This is a genomic window from Gimesia alba, assembly GCF_007744675.1.
GTDB classification, from domain to species: Bacteria; Planctomycetota; Planctomycetia; order Planctomycetales; family Planctomycetaceae; genus Gimesia; species Gimesia alba.
Window position 1 is genome coordinate 383,106 of sequence record NZ_CP036269.1, and the last position, 16,167, is coordinate 399,272.

A 16,167-nucleotide genomic window follows, 5' to 3' on the forward strand; every position below is an offset into this window, starting at 1 on the left:
CTCACTTCTCAATTGAAACATTCCAATTTTTGTACTTCACGACTTTAAAAGACGAGCAGAGTGTTCGCCTTGTTTGTGTGCGCGCCTGCTGACAAAACACTAGAAAAAGAAACGGGATTCTCTCAATGAAAGTTCTCTCAAAAGTACTCATCATCGCGATCATTCCCAGCATGTCTCTTTTGGCTTCCGGATGTGAAATGCTTCCGCATGCGCTACAGCCCAGCCAATGGCATAAGCTGAATCGCGGACCGGCACCACGGCAGGATACTTATTTTTCCGTGCCTGACAATATTCCGGAGCTGGAACCGAGAATTTCGCTGGTGAGCGAGAAATAATATGATCCGTGCCTGTACTTCCTGACAACTTCGAAGCAGAACGCAGAGTGTACGTCTATGGTTTTGAAGACTTCCGTACTGAAGCGGGAAATCTCTGGCGGTCCAGAACTTCATTCTTCAAACTTTTCAGCTCAACGGTCATTGTTCCGGAGCTTCGTTCGCAGGTCAGAAGTAGATAGCTGTGCTTTCCCGCCAGAAACTGCGAGTGGGGATCTGCATACTGCGTACCTGTGCCGCTAAGGGATGTGTTATAATAAGTTAACCCGTCTAGTTCGGCCCGCTCGGCATAGTAACCAAAGCCGGTCACGCAGATGGTGCCTCTCTGAAACAACTGGTGCCAGCCTCCCCGAAGCTGGCTACGGATATTCGCATTTCGCTCATTATAAAGCGTGACAACCTTTCCTGGAGCTTTGGTCGTGAGTGACTCATACCAGCGGTATTGATCGGAATTCCGGTCAAACGCATGACAGGTTTGCCACGTTGTGCCGAAGTCCGAAATATGGTTGAAATCGAGGCCGATGAAGCGGAGATCAAACTGCGGGAGATCAAAGTGCCATTTCCATTCCTCATCGGGCAGTTCAAAGAAGCGCCGAAACGCGGTCGCTTCCACATCATAGACTGCATGCGCGGGTGGTGTTTTATCACGCGGATGAACCTCGCGGTCATGATTTCCCAAAATCGGCATGAAGGGCGTCGATTGAAATAACTCCGGGTACGTCTCTATTAACTCGATGTATGGTTTGATGCACTTGCGCTGCCCGACTCCACAAGTCTGCCAGAGATTGCGGATGTTATCTCCTGCGGTCAACAGCAGGTGCACATCTTCTTTGATCAGACTGGATAAGTCGGGTTTTGACTGCCAGTCGGCGACAATCGCGACCCGGAGAAGATCAGTCGGATACGCTTTAAAAGTATTGATCGCAGACTGCTGTGTGCCTGTTTTTACCGAGTAATGATATGTTGCGTTTTGATGCGCAAGAGGGACTTCAACGTGATGTAGTGTTGTCGCTTCTTCCAGCCGAACGGTGTCCATCGACTCGGGCGATAAACCATAACGTACGATTGAATCGCCGGGCTGTTCAGTCAACCAGTTCACAACGATCTTGTCTGGCTGGTTCGATTTGTGAGTCAGCCAGATGCGTTGAATCTCAGTGGCAGAAACCGTTTGCGTCACAAAACTAATACAAAGGAAAAACAGCAGAGTTCGCATGGAAAGTCATTCTCTTTGAGTTGGAAAATAAGGGAGCCGGCACTTTACCGGCTCCCTTATTTGTTAAATATTTGATTACTGAGAATAGTCTGATGGGATCAGACTTTGGGCTCCCAGCCTGGCTCGTATTCCCGTGCCCACATTGCCATGGCGGCCTGGTCGTTCTGAATATGACCGTTCTTGGGATCACAGGTCATCGTACGACCTGTGCGGTGGGCAATATTGCCGATGTGGCATAGCAGCGTGCTCTTGTGGCCAATTTCAATTTCGGCATTCAGACTCATCGGCTCATTATTACGAATCGCGTCAATGAAGTTTTGAGCATGCTCGCTCATCCCCTGATTGCCGTCTACTTTTTCGATTTCTTTGTCCTTGGCGTCCAGAATGCGGTAACCACCGGATGTGCCGATGATCAGGTTTCCTTTGCTGCCGAAGAAGGTCACAAAGTCATTCTTGTGACGATTGCAACTGGTTCCCTGCCAGGTGATCTGTTTGTTGCCGTCGAATTCGTAAGCTACGACATGGGTGTCTGGTGTTTGTTGATCGTCATCAAAGGCATAGCGGCCACCACTGGAGACAACACGTGTCGGATAATCGACGTCCAGCCCCCAACGGCAGAGATCCAAAGAGTGAACGCCGTTATTTCCCAGTTCGCCATTGCCATATTTCCAGAACCAGTGCCAGTTATAATGGATCAGGTTGTCTACATATTTCTGACGGGGAGCCGGTCCCTGCCACAGATCATAGTTCAGTTCGCTGGGAACAGAAGCAGGTTTACCGGTTCCGATGGAACCACGGGCACTCTGGTAATAGGCACGTGCCAGATAGACATCGCCGATCACACCTTCTTTGACTTTCTGAATCCCTTCCATGATGGATTCACTACTACGACGCTGGCTTCCCATCTGGACGGCCCGTTTGTTTTTGCGGGCAGCAGCCACCATCATTTCGCCTTCTTTGGGATTATGACTACAGGGCTTTTCCACATATACATTCTTACCTGCCGAACAACCCAAAATCGTAGCCGGTGAATGCCAGTGGTTCGGAGCAGAGACGATCAAAGCATCAACGTCTTTGTCGTCAAGAATCTTGCGGAAATCGCCAATGGCTTGTGGCGCTTTCTTAGTCGCTTTCTCAACAGTCTTGGCTGCTTTGTCGGCTCGAGTTTCATCGGTGTCACAGACATATTTGATTTCAACTCCGTCCAACGCACCGAAGGTTTTCGCCAGAGCCAGGCCGCGTTGCATCCCCATGATTCCAATGGTGACTTTTTTGCTGGGGGCTTTATTGGCGGCTGAGAGAATCGCAGGGGCGGCGATACCGGCAGCAGAGGCTGCTACTGTTTGCCCTAAAAAAGTGCGACGATTGACAGAATCGGACATAGTCTGGTTCTCCGTTGATTTGGGAGTAAAGGGATGGCGGGATTGAAGTATAAAACAAAACGTATTCTAACCGCTTTTCGAAGCAATGAACACGATAAAAACAGGCATGATGGCAATTTGTTAAAAAAACTAATTATATAAGTCGGCATTGATTAAACTGGGGAGAGGATGACTAAAACGACTAAGCTTTTCTGATGTAATGGGCGGCAAAACTGCGGATATTTTGCCCGTTCAGGACATGAAACATCTGTAATTGTTGAATCGTCTCCTGGCTGAAACGTCCCAGTGGGACGTGGATCAGTTTTTTCTGATAGCGTTTCGCCAGACGTCGCCATCCGGCACCAGGTGGCGCCTCACTAAGCAAGGCGATATGTGATTCTTCACTATAATGGCAGGCGGCCACCAGCAGTCGTTCTTCCAATGTATCAACAAAGTCAAATTGCACGTCGTTCCAGATATCGTAAACCGGACGTGGCGGAAACAGAAACAGGGCGCCCCCATAAGTTGCCATACCAATGCCCGGCCCTACCATTTCCTTGCGATAGTCTGTTGCAAAAAAAGCCAGCGTTGATTCGTCCTGATGCTCGGCGTGCCAGGTGAGTCGATAGGGATAGTCTCTCGGATCAGCGGGTGAATCAAACAGCATGATCACGCAATCCAGCCGACCGCGACTGGGAGGCAGGACTTTGACATGAATTTCCCCCGTGTGCCAGTTTCGCAATGTTTCGCGCAGGTCAAGACCGTCTTTCATGCTGGTCGTAAATTTCTCGGTTCGTGCCAGATCGACTCCGAGCAGTGAGAGGGCATGGTCTTTGACACTCGTGCGAAATTTCTCAATGGCGACATCTTCCGGCGGCCAGCTACATTGTTTGTACGGATCCCAGTTCATTTCCCATTCCTCCTGTTTCGGCTTGGGAGGTTTGGGAATCAGTTCACAGCTGCGCCAGGAAATCGGGTTGCCCGGGAGACGATTACTGAGCTCAACCATGGTCCCGTTGGGAAGCTGTGCCTGCTCAATTCCGAAGCTGAGTTTTTCGAATGGCAGCAAATGCACGAACGGATATTCGCGGGCCGTTTCTGCCACTTGAATGGCAAACTGATCGCCGGCGACTTGCTGAGCTGCTTTTACCAGAGTATACAGATCGGGAGTAATGCGGCGTTCGATGAGTGACAGGTTGCGAACATATCGAAAATAGACCGAGAGCAGTTTCGGTGTGATCTTGCGGCCACGTGACTTCAGCTCAAGGCGATAGCGATCCCGGGCGGTCAGTGCCAGTTCTTTGATTCCATCGACAGACAGATTTTCATCATCTTCCAGTTCAGAGCGAGCTGCTTCGTACAGGCCTGTAATATAAGGCAGTTCGCCCAGCATAAATAACAGCGTTTCGGAGTCCGCACTATAAATCGTGGTGTCGTTGACCGCTTCATCTTCGACTTCCAGCGGAAGTTGATCGATATAGGCGTCGTGAATCCAGGGCCAGTCAGAAAGCGAGCAGACCAGCAAAATAGATTTGTACTTTTTTTCCAGTTCCCGCAAACGATGGGCCATCATGGCACAGCGGTCCAGAGGTTGCCCTTCCGGTAATTTGTTCAACGCCGGCAGCACCGCTGCGGAAAACTTTTCGAGAGGGACTTTTTTTAATGCATACGGGTCAGGCAATGAAGCGGAGATGCTCTCAAAGCGTTGTGTTTCCAGGTCGATAAAATGACGGTCGATGCGTTCCATCATCGCGATGCGGAGCGCCGCAATGACTCCCTGACAGGGATCAATGGGCACATAACTGAAGACGCGCTGGTTTTCGTCCTCATCGTCGTCCTCTTCTTCCCAGGGGGCAGAGCCGGTAATCGGGGGCTCTTCCTGCAGAACCGCGGTAATACTGGGAAGGAATGTAATCGCCCGTTCGACATTGCTTTGAAATGAAGGGGGCAACGGAACCGCCAGACAATCAAAGTCATTGTTCAGCATGACCCGGCGAACTTCAATCGCAAAGTCACCGCTCCCGTGGATTAAAGGTAAAACAGAAATCCGGGGGCTGATCTTCAAAAAACTGGAATGAGGGGCTGTCATAATGGATGCGTCCAGTTTCTTGCTGCTGAGAGTGCCAACCTGCTTGCTTCATCAGAAGAGTTAACGCGACCATTTCCAGTCTGTTGTGTTTTTCAAATTCACAACACACTCTTCAGGCCATTCTCCCTGATACAATTTTACGATATTCTGAGCCGCCATCGCATACGCGTCGCGGTGCGATTCCTGATCCAGTCCACCGATGTGACAACTCAACAATACATTTTCCAGTTTGATCAGTGGACTTTCAACAGGCAATGGCTCTTTTTTGTAAACATCCAGACCTGCAGCACGTAAATGGCCAGACTCAAGGGCTTCGACGAGCGCCTCTTCATCCACAAGGCCACCTCGAGCGGTATTGATCAGGACGGATCCAGACTTCATTTTAGCCAGTGTGTCCCGATTAATGATGTCGATCGTGTCGGGAGTCACGGGGAGATGCAATGTGACATAATCCGATTGAGTTAACAGAGTATCCAGATCGACGAGTTTGATCTGATGTTCGTCAGCAAAGGCTTGATTGGGAAAAGGTTCGTAAGCCAGTACCTGCATGCCCATCCCGATGGCGCGCGTGGCGACTGCCTGGCCAATTCGTCCCAGACCCACAATGCCGATGGTGCTGCCCCAGACGCGCGGCGTTAAAGCTCGTTCCCATTGCCCGCTCCGCACGGCACGATCTTGTGAACGCGTTAAACGGGCAACACCCATCAACAGTGCAAACGCCTGTTCGGCTACTGAGTGATGATTTACACCCGGAGTAATTGTGACTGCAATTCCCAGTTCATCGCAGGCATCTAAATCGACGGCATCATATCCGACCCCGTAGCGTGAAATGACTCTCAGGTCCGGGAGCTGTTCCAGAATGTCCCGAGTATATAATTCCGCACCTGCCAGAATCGCCTCGAAGCCTTGTACCTGTTCTAAAACGCGATCTGGCTCTTTACGCAGGTCCACTTCGTTCGGGACGATGGCCACTTCAAATCCACCCCCTTGCAGAATTTCAAAATGCGGGCCAAATTCACACATTTTCGCAGTACAAATCGTTCGAGGCATAACAGATATTTTCTATCGATGAAGTCTTAAAATACGAGAAAAGCAGTACTGCCACTCTAGCGAAACCGCGCCTCTGCTGACAACGTTCCCAAGGCGAAAAAACAAAATGCCCGTAAATCCTTAAGTCACTTTAAAAGAACCGTTCCGCACTTTTGACTGTGGCTGGATCTTCGTTACGCAATTTGTCGAGTCGTTGTCTTGCTTTTTCCACGGTGGCTGCATCGGGGCCTTCCCCGGATTGCTGCTTCCCTTTTGCGGCGACCATCAGATACCTGATGATCGCTTTTTTTACGGACCGGTTTTGATAGTCCTCTTGACCGTACAATTCCATCAGACGATCCATCACACTCCAGTCTTCCCAGCGGGCAAGGTTTGCCACAGCAAGGTCGGCCAGTTCGGGGCGATCCAGCAGTAGCCGCATTGATGCGCGTAGTCGGTCTTTTTTGATATTGTGATTACCGAAAGTCCAGATGAAGGAAAGTGCCTGCATGGCTGCATAGGTTTCACTAAATGCAACCTCCTTAGCGCGGAACTTACTCTGCTCGATTTTCGTCAGTCCTTCTGCACCTGTTAACATCAGGTAGCCCGAGATTAAGCCACCAATGCCCAGTCGCAATTCTTCAGCCGGTTCATTGATTTTCTGTTCCATGAACGCGATTTCAGATTCCTGGCCACACAGGCCCATTAATAAACCATACAGACCGAGCCGCGGAACGGGGGTCTTCGAACTGGCAAGCCAGCTCTGAAGTTTTTCTCGCGGAAGCTCTTGGGCCAGTGGAGTAATGTGTTCGAAGGGCGCGTTTGCGAATTCGGCAAAGGCGTCGTTGGCAATCGTCTGGTCCGGGTGTTCCAGGAATTTGAGAAAATACTTCAGCCGTTGGGTGGTTGCCTGTTCCAGGCCGGGTGCCTGCGTGATATAGCGGAAACTGGCTTCAGTCACTTCGATTGGATCATCCCACTTGATCTGGGCTCCCCGGCTTCCAAGCAGCAAAAACAGAGCCCCGGTTTTGCCAGGATAATGCCGCTGGATGGTGACTCGAGTGCCTGCTTTGAAATTCGCATTCTGGGGCTGACGGACGAGTTCTTTGATTTCAAAGACCGTTTTTCCTGATTGTTCCAGCGTTCCCTCTTCTGCTTCCACCCAGCTTGCCAGTACAGCAACATCAGCTTGCGAGAGCTGTTCGGTTAAGGGCTTAGATGGGCCAGGGCAGAACGGGCATGCTCTGAGATTCTGTGCAGAGATGATGACCAGTAGGCCACACACCAGAACGGAGAAAGAGCGAAGTACTAATTTTTGTTTCAGAGCATGCATTCCCGATCCTTCGGGTAATTGAAGCAGAGTGAAGTGAGCGTCATTTCCTTATGACGCTCTTGGTGGAATCTTTCGCGTCTTATTTCAAGAAAAAGAAGCGTTCGGCACTTCTTACGGTTTTTGGATCTTCTTTTCGCAATTTGTCGAGCATCTGTTTTGCTTTTTCCGTGGTCGCGGCATCAGGGCCGCCACCCTTTTTATTCTTCCCTTTGGAAGCGACCAGGAGATAACGCACAATAGCCCGTTTGATGGACGGGATGTCATAGTCTCCTGTGCCGTACATCCCCATCAGGCGGTTCAACACGCTCCAGTCATCCCAGCGGGCAAGGTCCGCGACGACCAGGTCAGTCAGTTCGGGACGATCCAGCAGCAGACGCATTGATTGACGTAAACGCTCTTTGCTGATTCGTCCGTCGCCATAAGTCCACATGAACCGCAGAGCCTGCATCGCAGCGTACGTTTCACTGAATGCGACATCCTTGGGAACAAACTTGGTTTCATCAATTTTGTCGAGTCCGTCCGCACCGGTCAGCAGCAGGTATCCCGAGATCACACCATCAATGCCCAATCGAAACTCTTTTGTGGGCTCATTGATTTTCTTCTCCATGAATGCGACATCAGCTTCCTGGCCACACAGACCCAATAGCAGTCCATACAGGCCCAGTCGCGTAACAGGGGTCTCCAGATCTACAATCCATTTCCGGATTTTTTCCCGTGGCATCTCTTTGGAGAGCGGCGTGATATCCTCATAAGGTGCATTAGCGAATTCGGCGTAGGCGTCGTTCGAGATCATCTGGTCCGGAAATTCCAGGAACTTCAGGAAGTACCGCAAACGTTTGGATGTTTTTTCTTCAGGAGCAGGTGCCTGCGAAATATAGTGGAAGCTGGTTTCAGTCACTTCGATTGGATCGCCCCAGTCGATGCTGGCTCCTTTGGTGCCCAACAGCAAAAACAGATTCCCTTTTTTGCCGGGACGATGGCGATTGATGGTAATTTGATCGCCGACTTTCAGTTTATCTTTGTCTGCCTGCCGGACAATCTCTTTAATTTCAAATACCGTTTTACCGGCTTTGTCCAGCGTCCCTTTCTCTGCTTCCGTCCACTGAACCAGAACGGCAACATCCGATTGGGAGAGTTGCTCGGTTAAGGTCAGTGATGGGGCAGAACAGAACGGGCAGGCTGAGGCAGTACTGACCTGTGCCAGCATCAGTAATCCGCAAAGCAGTCCCAGGAAAAAGCGATTTTTAACGTGTTTTGTCAGACCATTCATTGCCGAACCTCGTGGCGGTTAAAACTGTTTTGTGTTTATAGATTGGGAATCGGATGTTGTCATTATTTGTCAATCACAATGGCGTCGTCAATCAGATAAATCCGCTCAAGTTCGCCATCAATGGTTTCTGCTTTAATATGAAACACGCCCACAACATCAAAGGGGCGATTCAGGATATAGTCAGCTGTGACACCGTCCCGCATTATAACGGGAAACAGATCATAGATTTTCGGATTCTTTCCGAAGCAGCAAATCTGATTATCGCGGGCCAGTTGAAAAACCTCATTCCCTGTCTGTTGGAATGGAGGATACATAAATCCTCGAATCCGAATACGCTTGCCATCCAGATCTTTCAGCCATTGAGGCATCAGCTCCGGCGCTTCGGGAGTCACCGGTTCCATGTTCATGACTTTCAGCAAATCGATATCATCATAGTTAATCAGCAATGCGTTCTCAGGAGTCGTTTTGCGAAAGATACGTTCTTTTACCAGGATTTTCACTTCGCGTGGCTCGAGGGAGACAAGTTCTTTTTGCTCCTGCTCGCTTAATGCACGATCTTTAGGATCCGGCTTTTTTGCAACGAGGGGCGCCGCCTCTTCCCCGACTTGCGTATCTATCTGTTTCACCGGTTCCGGGTTGTTTGCAACCTTGTCTGTGGTTTTTTTTGTGGGTACCGAGGGTGTGTGATTCGCTGTTTTTTCTGGCGATGTCGTAGTTTGTTTCGCGGGTGCTGTTGTTTCGTTTTCAGGGGGGGGAGTCTGATTTGTGATTGTAGTTTTTGAACCAGCCGCCTGTTCGGTTTCTGAATCGGCATCGGTTTTCTGGCTACGTTCGTCGATCGTTTCGCTGAACTGCCGGTACTCTGTCGGCTCTGACGAAGAACAGCCGGTACCCATTAGAGGCAGGCTGCTTACAGTCAGGAGAGACAATAGAATCATAATATATCGGGTGGGATAAAGGTGGGCGGGCACGTGATCAAACTCCTGATGATCGGGTGGTTGCACCAACTTCTTAACAAAGTTGATAATGGCTCAGACTGGAATTCAATCTGAGCCATTCAGAGATTAACAGGTAATTCAGTTTTTACTTTCTCAATGGAATCGGGGGCTGCTTCAAATGATTAATAGGCCGTCTGTGCCTGCTCAAAGTGTGTTCCCTTCAATTGATAAACGGGCTTTAATTCACCAGCCTGCGTCGGTGCTTCGGCTAAAAACTCGCCTGCTACCGAGACCAGACCCGCATAAAAATCAGCGCGCTGATCGCCTTGCAGTTCGACCAGAATCATATCTTTGACGTCAGGCTGTCCGCCAAAACAACACTGGCCATTATCTTTGACCAGAATAAAGCTCTTCAGGTTTTCTGTCTGGCGGGTGGGATACATATAACCTTTGAGGAAGACTTTCTGTTTGTCCATCTTCATGACGTCGGGGTTAACTCTGGTAACACCGTCGGTCTGGACAAAATCTTTAGAGGCAATATCACTGGCGAAGTTGAGTCGCTGATATCCTTCGGGGACTTCATGCGCGTATACAAAAGACTGATAGGAAATCCCGCTGATAAGGAAAAACGTTGAGAGTGAGACTCCTGCCAGTGCGACTGTTTTTCCTCCCAATTCTCCCCCAGAACGATTGATACTGAATAAGCTGATCAAAGAAACGACAATCCCAAAGACGGCGATTCCTAAACCAATAATTCCGAACAGGGCGATGAACGAAAGCAACGCCAACGCCAGACCGACGACCGCAGTCGGAGGCACCGGTTTGTAAGAAAACTCATCGTGCACAGGCGCGACATTTTCTAAAGAGTGATTGGATCCATCAAGAACTTGCGACATCTTGCAAGGCCTTTCAAAAATTCAACAAGAACCAGGAATAAACGAATAAGTCAGAAACACGCGTCGCTCAGAGAGAGCGAACTTGATCCGACTCCCTATGAGAGCCACATAGCACTACAACTATCATATCATGCTTCAGGGGGCAGAGCACCCCTGAATTCCTACAGAATGCTAGAGAAATCAGTGAACGCAGGGGATAGGCTGATTAATTTTCAGCTTCCGAAAAGTCAAATCATGACTTCTCTCTAAACCCCTGTCGGCATGCTTCTGGCTCTACAGTATATACGGCTGGGCTACACGTTTTGTTGAATTTTTATCAATCTTAAGAATCTCAACCCTAATTTGTGAGGGTGATCCTGATTTCTCTAAGAAAAGGCTTCACGTCTGAATGTTATAAGTCTATTTTAAATAAGAGATTACGGCGATGTTTTTGCGAAAGTCGAGTTGCACCTGTTTTATCATCAATTTCAGCGATCTGTTCACATGATTTCCCGTTGATGCTACCTCAATTCAGTTTGCGTGAAACCGGTCTCAGAAATCAGTCGCATTCCAGACAGCTTTCCACATCTCGCCGATATGCATTTAGCTCGGGCACTTCCAACCCTTTGACCTTGGCTCCATCATCCCAGCGTCTCAGTAAGACCGCGGTGTTATGAAAGGGGTTACTTTCGAATTCTGCTACTTCCGCATCGGTCATCAAACCTCCCTGCAACTTGAAACTCCGTTGAGATGCCTGAGAGAGCCCATTGAAATATTCGGCGTCAACCGTACAGAGATAGCGTTTCGCGGGGACATGCAGCAGGATGGGTTCGGTGACCGCTTTGCCGAAGAACGGCTCTAACTGTTGTGCACCGATGGTTTCGTGGTGCCAGTCTTCGACCAGAAAATCGTTCTGTTCGTCGTGTTCATCCATCAGGAAATGTCCTATGTCGTGCAGCAGCGCCGCTGTAATCTGCTCCATTGACGCCTGACTCTCTCGCGCCAAATGGGCGGCTTGTAATGCATGTTCCAGTTGCGTCACCGCTTCATCATAAAAACTCTGGCCATGACGTTGCATTAAGTTAAAGAGGGCATCGACATTTTCCCTACGTGTCTTTGAGAGTGATAAAGTGTCGCACAATGAGATATCGATATTTTCTTTCATGATTGCTCCGCAGGCTTTCCATCAAAATGACCAATTTTACTGATTTTCAGTTTCTCGTCGCTGGTTTGTCCTACTTCAGCGAGCGAACGTCGTTTGTCAGCGTAGTATTCTTCTCGTAGATCTCCTTCCTCAGCAGCGTTGTATGTCAGATACAGAGTCCGCCGTGGTTGCTGTGTTTTATTGGGAGGACTTTTATGAGGCGCATACGAGCTGAAGAACAGGGCATCGCCCGGTTGCATCGAAACCGGCTTCCAATCTAATGTTAAAGCGAAATGCGGTTCGATACAGCCGTGCTCATCCAGATGCAGCAGGCCTTGTTGATGTAGACCAGGGGCAAAAAACAGACAGCCGTTTTCTGGTGTTGCTGCATCGACGGCAATAGAGCATGTAATATGATTCTTGATAAACTCATATGCGGGTGCGTCCTGATGCGGAGCATAACCGCCGCCTCCGGGATATTTGTAATTGATTTTTTCTTTGTAGAGAATCGCCGGTTTGCCCATTAATTGACCGGCGGACTCAATCACATTGCCTTCGGTCAATAATTTTCGTATTCCGGTATGATAGCCTAAAATGTATTCCGTCCGTGCTGGTTTGATTCCGAAAGGCGTCTGTTCGAAATGATGCATCCACTGGTTATCACTTGCGGGCCATTCACTGATTTCTTCGATCCATTGGCGCAGGTTATCGGTCTCAACTGGTGTTAAAAAGCCGGGGAGTTTCAAGTAGCCAGTTGATTCCCAGATTTCGAGTTGCTCTGGATGAATAGTTATTGTCATTACAATACACCTGTGTTCGTACCAAGTTTTGGTTCAGTTTCGAGTTGAAGTGGTTCTAATAATGTTGCTTCACTGACGGTCTGTTTCTGGCGGAAATACAGAACAACCACTACGGTGCCCACGATGGACACGGGGGAAATGATCAGCGCCAGCCAGAACAGCAGCGAAACAAAATCCAGATTTTTTTCAAAGACGAGATTGACGATTGCCATCATCACAACCGTGCTGATGTAGCCGGCAAAATCTCCCAGGTAAAGCAGGTAACCCACATTGCTTTTGTTTCGCAGCATGGCGATCACGCGCTCGTAAATCGTCGTATGGAATAGCACGTAGGGCACATACAGACTGATGCCAATCAGAACCATAAATTGAAATGCGGCCTCTTCCGTCCAGTGAGTCGTTCCCCAATAAGACAATGTGGTGACCAGTGCGCAGGCAAATCCGAGTCCGACCATTGACATACCGACTTTGAACGCGCGATAGTTGGCACCAATAAACACCACCGCTGCACTGAGTGCTACAACAGCAATCGCGACCAGCATTTCTGACTGGGCAAAAATTTCCGGTTTTTCGACACCGAAACCGGACCAGATCTCAGCAGCATAGTCATCGCGCACGCTACGAAAAATCGTGAGCAACACCATGAGTAAAATCAAGACCGTCAGCCCCAGTGCATTCCGGGAATAAAACTGGCGGCGTTCCGCACCATTAAAAGGGGATCGCTTCGAGCGTGCCGTCACATCCAGTTCACCCGGTGGGGGAATCTGCTGCAACATCCAGACCCCAATGAGTAAAGGGAGCCAGAACAAAGCACCGGTGAGAAACGGCATCCAGAATTCAGAGACGCCGTAGTCTTGCATCAGGATCGCACCGACGGTTTTCACAGTTCCAGAGGCCATGATGAAGCTGGCACATAGTCCGGCTGCCATCGCTTCCGTCACACGCCTTCCTTCAAGAAATGCAAACACACAACCAAATACCATTCCGAGAGGCAAACCGTTACAGAACAGAAAAACGGGCTTCAGCCAATACGGGGCGACCGCATAGGGGAGCAGAGCAAGATGCGCGACGCCGATCAATCCTAAGATCATCGCTGCACGACGATTCGGTGTCATTTCGGAAATTACTTTGATGCCGATGAATTTGGAAAGCGCATATCCGCTGACCTGGGCAAACAGCAGAATGACTTTATACCCTACGCCCCAGAAAACGAGGTCTTCATATTGTGCGACAGTAAAGGGTTTCCGAAAGGCGTACATGCAGAAGTAGGTCGTAAACGCCGCGATCACAGACCAGGTGATTAAGAGACCCCGATTGCTTTGTTCCAGACGCGTCGAGATGTACGCAGATTGAAATTGCATGCAGCGTCTCTACTCAAGGAAATTACTTTAGAATATTCCGGGCATTGTAGAGACGAAGCATGAAGTGCTGGTGAGCGACATGTGAATACTGGGTGAAGAGTACGTACGATCCGCGCATCTTAAACATTCAGCTGCTGGACTTAAGGCAGATTCGATTCAGTCACTCAAGGTACTGGCGACGTCAGTGCGGTAGGCAGTCATCGCGGGAATGAATCCGACCAGAGATGCCAACACAACCAGAACCGGCAGCAGAATCAGTTCGAGAGAACTGAAGGCAAGTGGATTGATCAACAGCCCGCTGCGCGCTTCAATGATGGGAGCAGCGACGAAAACAAGACCATGTCCCAAGATGATTCCCAGGATGCCGCCCCCCAGGCAGAGCAGTACTGACTCGGAGAGAATAATCGTAAATACTGCGGTGCGGCCGGCTCCCAGAGCGCGCATGATGGCGATTTCCCGTTTACGGTCCGACATTGAGTTGTAAATGCTGACAAAAATACTGACGCCGGAGACGGCAATGATTAACGCGGTCAGCACGATCAACATGGTGCGCACATTCCCGACAATATTTTGCATCAACCAGCTGATTTGCTGGATCGGATTGACGGCCTGTGCCTGATTGGCTTCTTTTAAATCTGACTGGAACTTGATTGTGGTAAAGCCGCGCAAGCGGTCGCCTTTCATCTGCACCAGAATCGCGGTAACTTCTTTCTGGGCGTCGGGAACTTCATGGTCGTGACCAGAGTGATCGTGGCCGCTGTGATCATGATGATCGTGAGCCGCGTTTTCTTTCATAAGTGCTTTGAGCTTTTCTTCGTCGAGTTTTTCTCCAAAAAATGCCGCTTCCCGTTTCAGTGCTTCATCCAGTGGTTTTTCATGTCCGGAAACCTGGTAAAACCCGCGCAGGTTCACAAAGACCGTTCGATCATTGGGAGTTCCCGTGGGTGCCAGAATGCCAACGATTTTAAATTTTTCATCATGCACATGTCCGGCTTCAGCAGAACCATGAATCAGTTGGAATTCATCACCCATCTTCCAGTTATTTTGCTTGGCAACGACAGATCCAATCACCGCGTCCCAGGTGCCCGGCAGAAATTTTCCATCCTTGTTGATCCGAAAATGACGACCGGGAACATATTCCAACGCAAAATAGCGGGGAATCGTACCGACAATCGGAAACCCTCCTTTTTGGGTCACATCTCCGATGGCAAACGGAATGGCTTCTTCAATGCGAGGGTCTTTTTTCAGTTCGGTGTAATAACGATAAGGCAGGTTTTCAATGGGGGCTCCCACGCGAAAAACCGTACTCAGAACCAGTTGTAATGGGCTGCCTTGTGCACCGACAATCAGGTCGTAACCGCTGGCAGTCTGATTAAACATTCGGTCAATCACACTGTTGATGACGAGGACGGAGACCATTAGTGTGACGCCCAGCGCAACACTCAAAGCCGTTAACAGAGAGGCGAGGCGACGTTGTCGGATGCTTTTCCAGGCAATAGTCAGAGTATTCATAGTGGGGAATTACTTTGTTCGCTGAGGAATAAAAGATGAAGGACGTCGATAAGAATCATCAAAGCTAAACTTGAACGTGTACTTTATTGAAGTCGGTCAGAGTTTCCACGCGTTCAAACTGTTTGGCCACTTCCTGCGAATGAGTCACCAGCAGCATGGCAATCTGATTCTGAGCGCAGGCATCGCGCAACAGATGCAGGATGGTTTCCTGATTGGCCACATCGACATTCGCTGTCGGTTCGTCAGCCAGTAACAGTTTCGGTTGATTGGCCAGAGCGCGGGCCACCGCCACACGCTGTTGTTCCCCAACTGACATCTGTTTCGGGTGATGATGCAGGCGATGTTCCAGTCCTACCAGCGCCAACAGTTCTTTGGCTCGATCACGATTCGGCTTTTTGCGGGAAAAACTCATTCCGAGTAACACGTTTTCTAAGGCGGAAAATGCGGGCAGCAGGTTAAATGTCTGAAACACAAAACCAATCCGCTCGGCTCGAAACCGATCACGAACCACTTCCGGCATGGATGCGATCTCGGTGCCGGCAATGGTTACTTTGCCGCTGTCGGCGGCTGTGATGCCGGAGATCACATTTAACAGGGTTGATTTTCCCGAGCCGCTCTCGCCGATCAGCACGACCTGTTCGTTGTCTTTCAGCTCGAATCGTTCGATGTCCAGAATGGGGAGCGTGGAACCATCGGGCTCCTTATAACTTTTTTTTACATTTTCCAGCAGCAGTGACATACTGACCTCGTTTGAAAATCTGAGAATGCCAACCCGGTATCACGGGAAAGGCTCTCTGCGATTGTTTTTGCAAATGTTATGCAATAAGCATGCTGATGCCTAGTGTTGTTTTGGCAAAACTTTCTAATTATTCACGATCTGAGTCCCTGTTAGGATACTCTTAAATAATTA

The 16,167-nt window shown here is 49.5% G+C and carries 14 protein-coding genes; 1 reads left to right on the plus strand and 13 read right to left on the minus strand.

The features are described from left to right. The first annotated feature begins 125 nt into the window (after positions 1-125). The gene (locus Pan241w_RS01470; protein WP_145209888.1) at positions 126-335 is read left to right on the plus strand and encodes a hypothetical protein; all 210 of its coding nucleotides are present in this window, start codon (positions 126-128) and stop codon (positions 333-335) included. A gap of 55 nt (positions 336-390) precedes the next feature. Here the strand turns inward: Pan241w_RS01470 and Pan241w_RS01475 are convergent, their stop codons facing one another. The 13 genes from Pan241w_RS01475 to Pan241w_RS01535 all read right to left on the minus strand — a co-directional run bounded on the left by Pan241w_RS01475 (position 391) and on the right by Pan241w_RS01535 (position 15,996). Next, entirely contained in the window at positions 391-1,545 is a 1,155-nt protein-coding gene (locus Pan241w_RS01475) for a metallophosphoesterase (protein WP_145209891.1), read from the minus strand. Between the two features lie 98 nt (positions 1,546-1,643). Next, positions 1,644-2,927: a Gfo/Idh/MocA family protein gene (locus tag Pan241w_RS01480; protein WP_145209894.1), complete on the minus strand. Its 1,284-nt coding sequence runs from the start codon at positions 2,925-2,927 to the stop codon at positions 1,644-1,646. Between the two features lie 181 nt (positions 2,928-3,108). Next, entirely contained in the window at positions 3,109-4,995 is a 1,887-nt protein-coding gene (locus tag Pan241w_RS01485; RefSeq protein WP_145209897.1) for a hypothetical protein, read from the minus strand. A gap of 60 nt (positions 4,996-5,055) precedes the next feature. Beyond that, positions 5,056-6,045, minus strand: a complete 990-nt coding sequence (locus Pan241w_RS01490) for a phosphoglycerate dehydrogenase (protein WP_145209900.1) — start codon at positions 6,043-6,045, stop codon at positions 5,056-5,058. A gap of 130 nt (positions 6,046-6,175) precedes the next feature. Continuing rightward, the gene (locus Pan241w_RS01495) at positions 6,176-7,357 is read right to left on the minus strand and encodes a hypothetical protein (RefSeq protein ID WP_145209904.1); all 1,182 of its coding nucleotides are present in this window, start codon (positions 7,355-7,357) and stop codon (positions 6,176-6,178) included. 79 nt (positions 7,358-7,436) lie between these two features. Further along, complete coding sequence (locus Pan241w_RS01500; RefSeq protein ID WP_145209907.1) at positions 7,437-8,627, minus strand: hypothetical protein; 1,191 nt, start codon at positions 8,625-8,627, stop codon at positions 7,437-7,439. Between the two features lie 62 nt (positions 8,628-8,689). Continuing rightward, positions 8,690-9,598, minus strand: coding sequence for a hypothetical protein (locus tag Pan241w_RS01505; protein WP_145209910.1), 909 nt, complete (start codon positions 9,596-9,598; stop codon positions 8,690-8,692). 149 nt (positions 9,599-9,747) lie between these two features. Beyond that, positions 9,748-10,461 (minus strand): DUF3299 domain-containing protein, encoded by a 714-nt coding sequence (locus Pan241w_RS01510; RefSeq protein ID WP_145209913.1) that lies wholly within the window; start codon positions 10,459-10,461, stop codon positions 9,748-9,750. Positions 10,462-10,999: 538 nt separating this feature from the next. After that, positions 11,000-11,605: a hydroxymethylphosphonate dioxygenase gene (locus Pan241w_RS01515; protein WP_145209916.1), complete on the minus strand. Its 606-nt coding sequence runs from the start codon at positions 11,603-11,605 to the stop codon at positions 11,000-11,002. Then, positions 11,602-12,384 carry a methylphosphonate hydroxylase gene (locus Pan241w_RS01520; protein WP_145209918.1) on the minus strand — a complete coding sequence of 261 codons (783 nt, stop codon included), beginning with the start codon at positions 12,382-12,384 and terminating at the stop codon, positions 11,602-11,604. The genes Pan241w_RS01515 and Pan241w_RS01520 overlap by 4 nt, the downstream gene beginning before the upstream one ends. After that, a complete protein-coding gene (locus Pan241w_RS01525) occupies positions 12,384-13,745 on the minus strand; it encodes a DUF5690 family protein (RefSeq protein WP_145209921.1) in 1,362 nt (453 codons plus the stop codon). Before Pan241w_RS01525 ends, Pan241w_RS01520 begins: the two co-directional genes overlap by 1 nt. Positions 13,746-13,901: 156 nt before the next feature. Continuing rightward, positions 13,902-15,257 carry an ABC transporter permease gene (locus Pan241w_RS01530; RefSeq protein WP_145209923.1) on the minus strand — a complete coding sequence of 452 codons (1,356 nt, stop codon included), beginning with the start codon at positions 15,255-15,257 and terminating at the stop codon, positions 13,902-13,904. 64 nt (positions 15,258-15,321) lie between these two features. Beyond that, positions 15,322-15,996: an ABC transporter ATP-binding protein gene (locus Pan241w_RS01535; RefSeq protein WP_145209926.1), complete on the minus strand. Its 675-nt coding sequence runs from the start codon at positions 15,994-15,996 to the stop codon at positions 15,322-15,324. Positions 15,997-16,167: the final 171 nt, after the last annotated feature.

Coding starts and splice junctions, on each gene's coding strand:
- Pan241w_RS01470 (WP_145209888.1), top strand. CDS start 126: ATGAAAGTTCTCTCAAAAGTACTCATCATCGCGATCATTCCCAGCATG.
- Pan241w_RS01475 (WP_145209891.1), bottom strand. CDS start 1,545: ATGCGAACTCTGCTGTTTTTCCTTTGTATTAGTTTTGTGACGCAAACG.
- Pan241w_RS01480 (WP_145209894.1), bottom strand. CDS start 2,927: ATGTCCGATTCTGTCAATCGTCGCACTTTTTTAGGGCAAACAGTAGCA.
- Pan241w_RS01485 (WP_145209897.1), bottom strand. CDS start 4,995: ATGACAGCCCCTCATTCCAGTTTTTTGAAGATCAGCCCCCGGATTTCT.
- Pan241w_RS01490 (WP_145209900.1), bottom strand. CDS start 6,045: ATGCCTCGAACGATTTGTACTGCGAAAATGTGTGAATTTGGCCCGCAT.
- Pan241w_RS01495 (WP_145209904.1), bottom strand. CDS start 7,357: ATGCATGCTCTGAAACAAAAATTAGTACTTCGCTCTTTCTCCGTTCTG.
- Pan241w_RS01500 (WP_145209907.1), bottom strand. CDS start 8,627: ATGAATGGTCTGACAAAACACGTTAAAAATCGCTTTTTCCTGGGACTG.
- Pan241w_RS01510 (WP_145209913.1), bottom strand. CDS start 10,461: ATGTCGCAAGTTCTTGATGGATCCAATCACTCTTTAGAAAATGTCGCG.
- Pan241w_RS01515 (WP_145209916.1), bottom strand. CDS start 11,605: ATGAAAGAAAATATCGATATCTCATTGTGCGACACTTTATCACTCTCA.
- Pan241w_RS01520 (WP_145209918.1), bottom strand. CDS start 12,384: ATGACAATAACTATTCATCCAGAGCAACTCGAAATCTGGGAATCAACT.
- Pan241w_RS01525 (WP_145209921.1), bottom strand. CDS start 13,745: ATGCAATTTCAATCTGCGTACATCTCGACGCGTCTGGAACAAAGCAAT.
- Pan241w_RS01530 (WP_145209923.1), bottom strand. CDS start 15,257: ATGAATACTCTGACTATTGCCTGGAAAAGCATCCGACAACGTCGCCTC.
- Pan241w_RS01535 (WP_145209926.1), bottom strand. CDS start 15,996: ATGTCACTGCTGCTGGAAAATGTAAAAAAAAGTTATAAGGAGCCCGAT.